The sequence below is a fragment of the Thermostichus sp. OS-CIW-20 genome (assembly GCF_054061455.1).
In genome coordinates, this window is sequence record NZ_JBSSEF010000005.1 from 1 (window position 1) to 11,192 (window position 11,192).

Here is an 11,192-nt window from a genome sequence, read left to right on the forward strand (position 1 = left end):
TGTATCGTGACGATGCTTACATTGATTCCTAAGCGCTCGCGCAACAGTTCTTGATACTGCCACAGGTAGAAGTCTGGGTGTTCTGTAATAATTGCCATCACTTCCTGCCGATGTTGTTCCAAAATGCCCACTCGCTTGGTGCCTGCTTTCTTAGGGGCTAAATCTTGAGTTTGTTGGTACTGACGCACCCAGCGGTGTACTGTTCTTTTGGTAACCATGAAGCGTTTAGCTACCTGGCGGATGGAGGTGTTACCTGCCTGGTAGGCTGCTACAACTCTTTGCCGCAAATCCAAAGAATGAGTCGGCATTCCTTTCTCTCCTTCCTCTTGAATACCTGTACCCTATTTTAATTAAAAGGCTGTAAGGAGCTGAGGTCGTGGCTACTTAACCTCGAGAACAGCATCGAGGAAGGACAGGAAATATCCGAATTTTTTTCTCTGACCAAGCCCATCAGATCCCTGTTGAGCGCCAGGTCCACTGCCTATTGCTCAGCGATATTGCTCTCAAGGGTTGGGCGGTTTCCCTAGCGGCGGAATCCCAGCTTCTGCTTAAACATGGGTACCTTCAAGATGCTGTTGATGTCCTAAACTTCGAGGTCCCTCGTTTCCGGGAACTGAGCGAAAGGTGGTGTGCAGCTCTCTTGCCAGCAGATCGGCCTCAGCTCCGGACGGCCTATACGTACAAGGCTTCTGGCTTCGCTGGCCGCATCTCTAGCGAGCGCATCCAGCGCATTGCTCGTCTTTCTCCCTTCGACCGAGCCCTTACGCCGGAGCAGCGCTTCCTCAGAGAAAAGAACCTCTCCGTCGAGTTCCAGATGACCTATTTCCAGGAGCTGGACAAGTCTTGGCACCTTTCCCAAGCTGCTTTAGCCGAATACCTAGATACCCTCAGCGAGCTCACCGAGCGCCTTGAAGGTCTCCAGTCTTTTGCTCACCTCTGTCGAGAGCTTAACCAGGCGGATCCCTACCGATTGATCCCCTCTGAACCCCCAAGTCTTTATCTACTGGCTGCTGAGTGAGAAGCTTACAGGCCTTAGCCCACCTCGCGGGCGGCCCGGACCAACAGCCCCGCCATGATCAGCCCCGCCAGGATCGAGCTGCCGCCGTAGCTAAACAGGGGCAAGGGCACCCCTGTAGTCGGCAGTAGGCCGCTGACCACGCCGATATTCAGCAGTGCCTGCCCTACCAAAAACATCAGACAGCCGCAGACCACCAGCCGGGCAGGCAGGTCGAGACAGCGCCGCATAACCCGCAAGCTGACCCAGGTGTAGGCGCTCAATAGCCCCAGGAAGAAAAGGGATCCCACCAGGCCAAACTCTTCTGCATACACAGCAAAGATGAAGTCCGTGTACTGGATGGGCAGGTAGAACAGCTTTTGTAGGGAAAGACCATAGCCTTTGCCCCACCAGCCACCTGAGCCAATAGCCAAAAGGCTCTGCACCAACTGGTAGCCGTCCCCCTGAGCATTCCCCCAGGGATCCAAAAAGGCTAAGATGCGCCGCCGCTGGTAGTCTTTGCTGAGAATGCTCACCCCAGCCGCCAAGATCCCCAGTCCCGCGGTAGCCAAGAGGGTAAAAAGGGGGAGCCCAGCCGTCCAGGCCATGACCCAGAGGGTAAGGCCGCAGATGGCGGTGGTACCCAAGTTGGGCTGGATGAGGATCCCCAGCAGCGCTAAAGCAAAGAGCCCGACCCAGACGCCGCGAAACCAGAGGGGATGGTAAAACCAACGGCCAAACACCCAGGATCCCTGCAGCACCAACAGGGGCTTGAGCAATTCCGCAGGCTGAATAATCGGGATCACCTTTAGATCCAACCAGCGGCTGGCATCCAGGCGGGAAACCCCCAGCCCTGGCACGTGGGTGGCCCAGACCAAGCCAATGCCCAGCAGGCAGAGGATTCCGGCCCAGGGGAACCAGCGCTGCAAGGGGATGCGCACTAGGATGGTGAAGCAGACCAGCCCCAGCCCTGACCAGAGCACCTGGCGCTTAAAGAAATAGAGGCCATCGCCGGTAGTCTGCTGCGCCACCGGGTAGGAGGCGGAAAACAGCATCGCTAGTCCCATCCCCAACCAGACCAGCGTCAGCCAGCGCAGCCAGCGGGCTTCAGCATTCCAGGGATCCCACAAGGGCTTGGCAGCAGGCGCGGAAGTGGTGGCCACGGTGCTCAAAGCTGGAGTACTGGTCAAAGCTGGCACAAGCAGGCGAGAGCAAGACGGTGATGGGCTGGGCCGGATTGTCCAGGGCTTGCGCTAGGGAGCAAGCAGCTACAAAAGCCCTTTCCACCGCCACATCTAGCGTTGGCAGGATCTCGAGGTCAGTATAGCGGATCTCCTGGAGGGCCTGGGCCAGGGCAGGGGCAGCCTCCCCAATCAGCAACACGCGGGCCACCTTAGCCTGAATAAGCCGCAGCCAGGCTGAGGGGTCCCCCTGTTTGGCCCTTCCACCGGCAATGAGGATGATGGGCGGGGAGAGGGCGTTGAGGGCCACCCAGCCGGCCTCGTAGTTGGTGGCTTTGCTGTCGTTGACAAAGCGGATGGGGGTGGATCCCACCTGGATTTGGGCTACCCGCTCCAGGCGATGGGGCATGCCGGCAAAAGAGCGGATGGCTCCTTGAATGGCAGTGTTGGGGATCCCGGCCAGATGAGCAGCCGCTGCCGCTAGGAGCAGGTTCTGCAAGTTGTGCGAGCCTGGGCAGCGCTCGGCAAAATCCTCCAGCTCGGCTACCGCTTCTCCCTGGATGTAAAGAGTGCTCCCCCGCAGGAAAACATCCGCTTGCGGATCTTGCAGCGAAACCCAGTAGGTGTTTTCCCAGTCCTGCCGGCGGCGAAAGAGGTAGGGATCCTCGCCGTTGACCACCCGCCACTGGGCCCGCTGCAGCAGCCGCGCCTTAAAGCCGGCGTAGCGCTCCAGGGTGCCGTGCCGCTCTAGGTGATCGGGGGTGAAAGTTGTCCACACCCCAATGCGGGGCGGGCTGCCGGGGGAGCTCTGCATCAGGTGGTGGCTGGCTTCTAGTTGGTAGCTGCTCAGCTCTGCCACGATCCAAGCCGGCTGCCGCCGCCCTTGCCAGGTTTCTAGAGCCACTTGCGACAGAGGTAAGCCGATGTTGCCGCAGGGGATCCCTTCGAGCCCTGCCGCCTTGAACATCTCCGCCACCAGGGCCGTGGTGGTGCTTTTGCCGTTGGTGCCCGTGATCCCCACCCAAGGCAGGTGCTCAAGAAACGGCCAGGCCAGCTCCGCCTCTCCCACCACCTCGATCCCTTGCCGCCGCGCCTCTTGCAGCAGCGGGTGATCCCAGGCAATGCCCGGGCTGACCACCACCTGCTTCACTCCCGGCAGCAGTTGAAAAGGCTGGCCCAAGTGGACAGGGATCCCTTCCCGTTCCAGCTCCGCCTGCCGTTGCCGCAAGAGCTCCGAATCCTGCTCGTCCCAGACCCACACCTCTTTTCCCTGGGCCCGCAGCAGCCGTGCAGCCGACCAACCCGCGATCCCCAGTCCCAAAACCTGATGGCCCACGTCTATCCTCTTGGAACTTTGGCTTGCAGATCTGCATCTTACGGCTTTGGCCGCTCTCTAGAGCGCAGCGCGGGGCCTAGGGATCGGAGCGACAGAGAAAGGAGAGAACCTCGCCCATTAGACGGTTTATGGCTTGGTACTTCTCAGGGGAGGCTGAGAGGATCTCTGCTTCCGACTGCACATAGGTAGATGGCAACAGTTCGTTGCGGCAGTGGGAGACAAGCCCTTGCACCAATTCTGGCGTGGTTTCCAAGTGAAACTGGAGGCCGATCACTGAGCGTCCAAGCTGAAAGGCCTGGTTCTCACAGCCTTCGCTCTTGGCAAGGTGAATTGCACCAGAGGGCAGCTCGAAGGTTTCCCCGTGCCAGTGAAAAACCTCAATCGAGGGCGGGAAGCGAAAGGTTAGCTCATCAGGGGGCTGTACCCCTCGTACCGGCCACCAGCCTATTTCCTTAACACGATTTGGAAACACTCGGCTACCCATTGCGCTGGCAATCAGTTGCGCCCCCAGACAGATGCCCAAAATGGACTTGCCGGCCTCGATGGCATTGCGGATAAACTCCTTCTCCTGACCTAGCCAAGGAAATGCACTTTCGTCATTGGCACTCATGGGGCCACCCATGACGATGAGCATGTCAAATTCATCTAGGCTCGGCAATCTCGTCGATTCAAAAAACCTTGTGCCCGTTACAGGGTATTCCTTGGCTTTGAGCCAGGACTCTATATAGCCCAGACCTTCAAAGGGCACATGTTGTAAGTAATGGACACGCATGCTGATTTCGATGACTAACACCCCAGCATAGCATAGCTCCTGTAACTTCCCTGCTGATCGTAGCATTCCTAAGATATTCATGATAGGAAAATCAAAATTCTGTTCCGTTGTATAAGGAACAAAAAGAATGCACCTGACTGGCCACTCCTCTTCTCTTAACCTCTGGCTCACTTCTTCTAAATACGCCCTAACCTATTTACAGCAACGATAGTCCGACCCATCCCAAAAAATCGCTATCCTTTGTTCTTTTTTCTCAAGTCTTAAGTACTCTATAAACGCTCTCATGCTTTGAGAATCTGCCTTATTATATACTTGCAACAGAAACTCTCTCTTGTCATAATCTAATGCCCCAAAGTAACTTCGCCTCCCCCTGATATTCTTAATATCGGCCGCAATCTGTTCTCCTTTACCCCCCACCTCTATCCACAAAGGTAACCTCATAGCGGGTGACGCTCATCTACCATAAACACTGTTAGCTCCCCCTTGTCCATCAGGAGCTTCTACTCTTTTGCCTTATGCCGTATCTCTTTTTTTGAGCAACTGCTTCCTCATTCTTCTGGGACTGCCTCTTCTAAACTTTCCTTCAGCTCATCGCAATAGCAGCAGCTTTTTATTCGGGAGAGAGATAGGGCTTTGAGCCTCGATAAGCTAGAGCAAGTCCAGCAGCTCCTTGGTTTGGGAGTATAAGTTCCGGTTGCTGATAAAGCTTGGTGACACTTGCAACACGTCACAGACCTAGGGGTGAGTATGGCCTTGGAGTGTTGTTTTGACAGCTAAGGCTTGCCCCAGCTCTCGGAGATCGGGGTTGCTGTCTACGAAATCCACGAGCCCCTGCATTAAATCCATCTTGCCCCCGATCACTAATCTGTATTAAGGTTGCTATGTGCTTCTGCAACAGCAGATGAAAACCACTGCTACTGGACTCCGGAGATCGGCTGGTTCTTGAGGGTGTGGCACCGACAAAAAGTAGAAACCACAGCCACCTACTTGCAGTGGTGGACTGCCGACGGGAATTTGCTTCTGGGGGAATTGAACAAGTAGGGCAGGAGCGGCAGTAGCAGCCCTCGCCCAAGTCCGTCAGGAACAGCAGCGCCTAGCCGCAAAGCTTCGGGAGTTGGGTGGCGATGGGAGAGCGCAGGGGTGGTGAAAACAAACGAAGCTGATTGTCTGTGAGGAGTTTTCTCTATGTCAGGAAAAAGAACAGCGCCTAAAAGTGGTGACGAATTAAAGCAGCGAGTTGTTGCTCTGGCACAATCTCTTGGATTGAAGACCAGCACGAAGGCTGTGGGGGCAACAGCGGTATATTGATGTGGTCATTAGCGATGAAAAAAGCGGCAAGCGACTGGGAGTGGAGTGTAAGTTTCAGGCGACGTCAGGCACAGCGGAAGAGAAGATCCCTGCAACCATTCAAGATATGGAGCACTGGCCTATTCCAGGGATCGAGGTAATTGACGGCGAAGGGTTTTCAAAGAACATGCAAGGATAACTGATGTCTACTGAGAAAGTGGTTTGGTTCAGCGATTTAGAAGATTGGTTACGTTTGTATTTTGGATTGTAACATGAGCGATTTGCTTCTTCCGCGACCTTTTCTAAAATGGGCCGGTGGCAAGACACAACTGACAGACGCCCTATTAGAGCGGATGCCGGTCTATTTCAGAACTTACCACGAGCCTTTTGTTGGGAGTGGCGCGCTTTTCTTTCGCCTGTATAGAGAATGCAAAATCAAACAGGCGATCCTTTCCGATATCAACGCTGAGCTGATAGATACTTACCTGGCTATTCGCGATCATGTTTGGGAAGTTATTCAACTACTCTCCGAATTTCCACACAATGAAAGTTTTTATTACCAGATTCGAGAGAAAGATCCTTGGTCAATGGGTCTTGTAGGACGAGCAGCGCGCATGATTTACCTGAACAAGACAGGCTATAATGGTTTGTATCGCGTCAATCGGCAAGGAAAGTTCAATGTTCCTTTTGGGCGATATAAAGCTCCAAAGTATCTAGACAAGGACAATCTTTTAGCTGCATCCCTTGCTCTACAAAATGTTGAAATTTTGTGCGTGCCATTTGATACGGTTGTTGAGAGGGCCAAGCCAGGCGACTGGGTGTATTTCGACCCGCCTTACGTTCCTGTCTCGCAAACATCAAACTTTACCTCCTATCATGCCAGTGGCTTCGGCCTAGAGGATCAAGAGCGATTACGAGACATTTGCATTGACTTAAGCAAGAATAAGGTGTACATCATGCTTTCTAATTCTGACACCGCAATCATTCGCTCTTTGTACGCTATGCCCTTCTTTGCTATTGATGAAGTTCAAGCAAACCGGGCTATCAACTGCAAGGGGACAAAACGAGGCAAAATCACGGAGCTAGTGATCACAAACTACCCTGTTGAAAGAGCGGTGCAGCTAGGCTTACTCGATCAGGGGTTGCCTTATTTGAGGGCCACCCAACACTCGCTTGCGCCTGCTGTCACTCCGCTGCGCTTCGCGGGGCAGGTGAGATCCTGAGGCAGTCGACTAGTAGGTGCGCCCGCGCCAAGAGCGGGGGCGGCTGAGGGCTGACAAGATCACCCGCAGGACAGCCAAGGGATCCGCCAGCGGCGAAGCCCAAAACGTCCAGGGGGGATCCTGATAAGAGCCGCGAATGCCCATCAGCACCCCCAGTCGCAGGGCCAGCAAGCCCAGGTTGAGCCCCAACAACACTTGCTCTGTTAGGGAAAAGGGGAACCCCAGCCCGGCCTTGATCCCCAGCCCCCCCACTGCCAAGAGTGGGATCCCTTGGGTAAGCACCAGCAGGGCCATATCCCCCCACAGTTGGGCCCTGGGGGTGGCGTCTTTCAAATCCAGGGATCGGCCCCACTCCCGCCAAGTTTCGGCCAAAGAGGTGTACATGCGCACCTTGAGCAGGTGCCGACCGTCGCAAAAAGCTACTTTAAAGCCGGCTGCCGCGATCTGCCGCACCAGGGTGACATCGTCGCAAAAGGAGGCCCGCGCCAGGGTATAGCCGTTCATGGCTTCCAGCACCGAGCGGCGCACCAACATACACTGCCCATTGGCCATCGTCCGCTCCGGCAAGTGGGGAGTCTCCCCTGCCGCCCCATAGCGGTAGATCAGGGTTGTCAAAAGAGCTGGCTGCAGCCAGCCTTCCCCCCAGTGCTGCAGGATAAACTGCGGCGCCAGGGTGATGAGATCCAGCTTTTTGGCCTGGGCAGTTTCCAGCAGCCGCTCCACCAGGCCCGGCTGGGGGCGGGTGTCGGCATCAATGCCCAAGATCCACTCAGAGGCGGGATCCGACTGGAGAAATCCATAGTGCAACGCCCAAGGGCGACCGACCCAGCCGCTGGGCAGGGGATCGTCGGTAACGAGGCGAAAGCGGGGATCCCGCGCGGCCATTTGCAGCACTTTTTCGCGGGTGCCATCCTGGGAGCGGCTATCCACCACCAGAACTTCGCGCACAACCGCTCCCTGGCGGTGCAGCCCTTCCAGACAGGGATCCAGGCGCTCGGCCTCGTTGAGGGTGGGCAGCAAGACGCTGACCAGGCCCGTCGGGAAGGGGATCCCCGCTTGGCCAGGGGGCAGAGGGGAAGGGCGCCACAAAGAGGGCAGCAGCCGCGCCAGCAACACCGCCGCCATCGGCATCTGCAGGGCCAACAAACCCAGGGCAGCCGCATCCCCCAACCAATCCGGGATCCCGTGCGTATCCATTAGAGCTACCTTCCCACATCTCAAATAAAAGTTGCCCGGCGGAACCCAACCCGGCGGCTTTGGTTCAGAATCAATGTGGCTCCCGCCCTTGACTTTCTCAGCCTTTTGTTAATCTTTCCACCCGGCTCAGCCCCAAGGGATCCCTTGTTACCCTCGTCAAGCTTCCGCCAGGAAAGCTGGATCCGGTTCTGGTGCGCCAAGAGCTGGGCACGGTTCTCGCCGAGAAACCAAGACATCTCTTGCTGGATCTAAGTCAGGTTCCGCTGATCGACAGTAGGGGGGTGTCGGCTTTGGTGTGGGCAAGACGCCTCTGTTCCGCTGCCGGCTGTCCTCTCAAGCTCTGCAGCCTGGGAGAACAAGCGAAGCTGGTTCTCAAGGTTACCCACCTAGATTCCCTCTTCGAGATCTATCCCTCGGTGGAAGCGGCCCTCAAGGAGGTCTCCGAGTCTTGAGGGGGACGACTCTCCTCAGGGAGCAGTCTCCTGGCTCTCAACAGCCTGAGGCTGGTTTCTTTGGGCAGAGAGCTCGGCCTCTTGCCGGATCTGCTCCCGCAGCTTGGGTGGGGCCAGGCGGGCTGCTTGCTCAAATAGCTCCGGGGCTTTTGCCCGTAGGTTTTCATCGGTGGCGGAGCTAAGGGCTATTGCTTTGCCCAACACGGGCGCAAAGTCGCTGGGATCCGCCGCAATCATCTCGTCGTAGAGGGCGACAGCCTTTTCCGTCTGGTTATTGCGGACGTAGATAAAGGCCAAGCGCAGACGGACATCGTTATCTTCCGGGACTTCCTTCAGATAGTTCTCCAGTAGTTCAATGGCTTGAGAAGGGCGGCCCAGCGCTAGTTGAACGTCGGCCAGCTCCTGCAGGACTTGGCTATCTTTGGGATCCTTCTCGTGAAGGATCTGGAGCTGCTCTAATGCCCCTTCCAGATCCCCTGTATCTTGCTGAATCTGGGCCAAAAAAGCTCGCAGTTGCCGATTTTCCGGCTCCAGTTCCACCAGCTTCTTCAGCGGCTCGATGGCCCCTTGCGGCTCGTTGAGCTGCAGTTGCGTGTCGATCAACCCCCGCAGGGCGATGGGGTTATCCGGCTCCCGTTCCAGCACAGCCCGGTAGCCGTCCGCCTGGGCCCGCAGTTGCTCAGTAACCAAGTTGGCGGTGTCTTGCGAGTCCGAAGGCCCCAGCGCCTGGAGGATGGGGCCAAAGGAGAAGCTTAGGAACATCGCTGCGCCGACCACCAGCACCAGCGCTTTGAAGACCTTGCGGACGAAAGGTTCGTCAGGTTTGGACTGAGGCATGAAGGGGCTCGCACAAAACCTCTTTGTACTCTATCATTCGCTCCCCTGGAAGCCTAGCAGCCTCCTGAACCAGTGACCCACTTTGCCCTCAGTGAGGAAGGGAGGGGCAGTCCCCTTAGCTTTGAACCTGCTGGAGCCGCTGCACCTGGGCCTGTAGGTAGGGGATCCCCACCCGGTGGCAGTAGTCGCCAAAGCGCTCTTGGGGGTGGCGCTCCTGTTTGTAGAGCTGCAGGAGAATCCTCATCAAAGGCACAATTTGGCTGATGTGCACCCGATCCTGAAACGGCTGAGCCAGGCGATCCCCTTGCGGGCTGGCCCCCAGCCAAATCTGGTAGTGATCGGGAGCGGATCCCACCAGTCCCAGCTCTGCCAAGTAGGGGCGGGCACAGCCATTGGGACAGCCGGTCATGCGCACCAAAAAGGGCGAATCCTGCAGATCTAGCTCCCGCAACACCTGATCCAACTGGCGGATCAGGGTGGGCAGGGCCCGCTCCGACTCGGTAATGGCCAAGCCACAGGTGGGCAGCGCCGGACAGGCCATGGAAAGCCGCACCAGCTCCGGGATCTCCTCTTTGGAGAGCACCCCGTGGGACTTGAGGATCTGGTTAATGGCCTCTCGCTGGCCCTCCTCGATGTCGATGAAGATCACGTCCTGCGTGGGGGTAAGCCGCAGGTGCAGGGAAAATTCCTCCACAATCTTGCGCAGGGCCGTTTTCAGCTGCCGCTCCGGCGTATCCTGGATGCGGCCATTTTCAATGGAGAGGCCCAAAAACCAACGGCCATCCCCCTGCTCGTGCCAGCCCAGGTAGTCGTCGCTATTGGGGACAAACTTGGGCATCCGTCGGAAGGGCAATAGCTTTTCCCCCAGGTACTGCTCGACCACGCGGCGAAACTTGCGGATCCCCCAGTCGCGCACCAGATACTTCAGCCGCGCCTGCTTGCGGTCGTAGCGGTTGCCGTGATCCCGCTGCACCGCCAAAACCGCCTGGCAAATCCGGTACACCGCTTCCGGCGGGGCAAAGCAGAGTTTCTGGGCCAAAAGGGGTTGGGTCTCCTCCTTGCCGTGGGTGCGCCCCATGCCGCCGCCCACCACGATGTTGAAGCCCTTGAGGTTGCCCTTGCGGTCGGTGAGCACAATTAGGCCCAGATCCTGGGCGTAGATATCGACCGTGTTCTCTCCAGCCACGGTGATGGCGGTCTTGAACTTGCGGGGCAAGTAGACTGGGCCATACAGAGGCTCCGGCCCTTCCAGCCTTACCCCATTGCCGACAAACTGCTCGGCTTCCCGGACTTCCGGATCCACCGGCGGGATGGGAACTGGCTCCCCATCCACCCACAGCTCGTAGTAGGCAGAGGTCTTCGGCGCCAGGAGATCTGCCAGTTTGCGGGCATACTCCTGGGCATAGCGGTAGGCAGGCCGGTTCTTGTAGGGGGCAGCCGGCGCCGTGATGTTGCGGTTGACATCTCCACAGGCAGCCAGGGTGGATCCCATCTGCCGGATGATGCTGCCAATGGTGGCCTTGAGGTTTTGCTTCAAGATCCCGTGTAATTGAAAGGTCTGCCGGGTGGTGGCCCGCAAAGTGCCGTTGCCGTACTCCTCCGCCAGCCGATCCAGGGTCAAGTAAAGCTGTGGCGGCACATGCCCCCCTGGAATGCGGGTGCGCAACATCATCTGGTAGGCCCGCTCCAGACCTTCCTGCTTCCGCTGCTGCCGCAGATCCCGGTCGTCTTGCTGATAGGCGCCGTGAAACTTGAGCACCTGCACCGCCGCCTCGCTGAAGTGGGTGGTGTCCTGGGCCAGCTCCTGCCGCAAGGGATCCCGCAGGAAGTGGCTATCTGCTTTGATCTGCTCCACCTTGGAGCGCTTGGCCTCAGAGGCGGCAAAGGGAGTCATGTGATTCTCCAGTAATCCG

11 protein-coding genes are annotated in these 11,192 nt (G+C 57.3%); 4 read left to right on the top strand and 7 right to left on the bottom strand.

The window, feature by feature from the left end:
* Positions 1-308: helix-turn-helix domain-containing protein (locus tag ACVWXC_RS03265; RefSeq protein WP_143597138.1), on the bottom strand; the 308-nt coding region annotated here is incomplete at its 3' end.
* A 332-nt stretch (positions 309-640) separates the two neighbouring features.
* Between ACVWXC_RS03265 and ACVWXC_RS03270 the strand changes: the two genes are divergently transcribed.
* Positions 641-1,018, top strand: a complete 378-nt coding sequence (locus ACVWXC_RS03270; protein ID WP_457391150.1) for a hypothetical protein — start codon at positions 641-643, stop codon at positions 1,016-1,018.
* A gap of 14 nt (positions 1,019-1,032) precedes the next feature.
* Here the strand turns inward: ACVWXC_RS03270 and ACVWXC_RS03275 are convergent, their stop codons facing one another.
* The 3 genes from ACVWXC_RS03275 to ACVWXC_RS03285 all read right to left on the bottom strand — a co-directional run bounded on the left by ACVWXC_RS03275 (position 1,033) and on the right by ACVWXC_RS03285 (position 4,283).
* Positions 1,033-2,157, bottom strand: coding sequence for an FtsW/RodA/SpoVE family cell cycle protein (locus ACVWXC_RS03275; protein ID WP_049749724.1), 1,125 nt, complete (start codon positions 2,155-2,157; stop codon positions 1,033-1,035).
* Entirely contained in the window at positions 2,102-3,511 is a 1,410-nt protein-coding gene (gene murD, locus ACVWXC_RS03280; RefSeq protein ID WP_457391148.1) for a UDP-N-acetylmuramoyl-L-alanine--D-glutamate ligase, read from the bottom strand. Before murD ends, ACVWXC_RS03275 begins: the two co-directional genes overlap by 56 nt.
* A 76-nt stretch (positions 3,512-3,587) precedes the next feature.
* Entirely contained in the window at positions 3,588-4,283 is a 696-nt protein-coding gene (locus ACVWXC_RS03285) for a type 1 glutamine amidotransferase (RefSeq protein ID WP_457391158.1), read from the bottom strand.
* A gap of 1,282 nt (positions 4,284-5,565) precedes the next feature.
* Between ACVWXC_RS03285 and ACVWXC_RS03290 the strand changes: the two genes are divergently transcribed.
* Both ACVWXC_RS03290 and ACVWXC_RS03295 read left to right on the top strand, forming a co-directional pair.
* Complete coding sequence (locus ACVWXC_RS03290) at positions 5,566-5,769, top strand: PD-(D/E)XK nuclease superfamily protein (protein WP_346426103.1); 204 nt, start codon at positions 5,566-5,568, stop codon at positions 5,767-5,769.
* Between the two features lie 73 nt (positions 5,770-5,842).
* Complete coding sequence (locus ACVWXC_RS03295; RefSeq protein WP_011429841.1) at positions 5,843-6,793, top strand: DNA adenine methylase; 951 nt, start codon at positions 5,843-5,845, stop codon at positions 6,791-6,793.
* 9 nt (positions 6,794-6,802) lie between these two features.
* Here the strand turns inward: ACVWXC_RS03295 and ACVWXC_RS03300 are convergent, their stop codons facing one another.
* Positions 6,803-7,990 carry a glycosyltransferase family 2 protein gene (locus ACVWXC_RS03300; protein WP_049749723.1) on the bottom strand — a complete coding sequence of 396 codons (1,188 nt, stop codon included), beginning with the start codon at positions 7,988-7,990 and terminating at the stop codon, positions 6,803-6,805.
* Between the two features lie 191 nt (positions 7,991-8,181).
* Between ACVWXC_RS03300 and ACVWXC_RS03305 the strand changes: the two genes are divergently transcribed.
* Positions 8,182-8,442, top strand: coding sequence for an STAS domain-containing protein (locus ACVWXC_RS03305; RefSeq protein ID WP_168174244.1), 261 nt, complete (start codon positions 8,182-8,184; stop codon positions 8,440-8,442).
* Positions 8,443-8,457: 15 nt separating this feature from the next.
* Here the strand turns inward: ACVWXC_RS03305 and ACVWXC_RS03310 are convergent, their stop codons facing one another.
* Together ACVWXC_RS03310 and ACVWXC_RS03315 are read right to left on the bottom strand one after the other, a co-directional pair.
* Positions 8,458-9,279, bottom strand: coding sequence for a tetratricopeptide repeat protein (locus tag ACVWXC_RS03310; protein WP_099835590.1), 822 nt, complete (start codon positions 9,277-9,279; stop codon positions 8,458-8,460).
* A gap of 115 nt (positions 9,280-9,394) precedes the next feature.
* Positions 9,395-11,173, bottom strand: coding sequence for an NADPH-dependent assimilatory sulfite reductase hemoprotein subunit (locus ACVWXC_RS03315; protein WP_457391144.1), 1,779 nt, complete (start codon positions 11,171-11,173; stop codon positions 9,395-9,397).
* Positions 11,174-11,192: the final 19 nt, after the last annotated feature.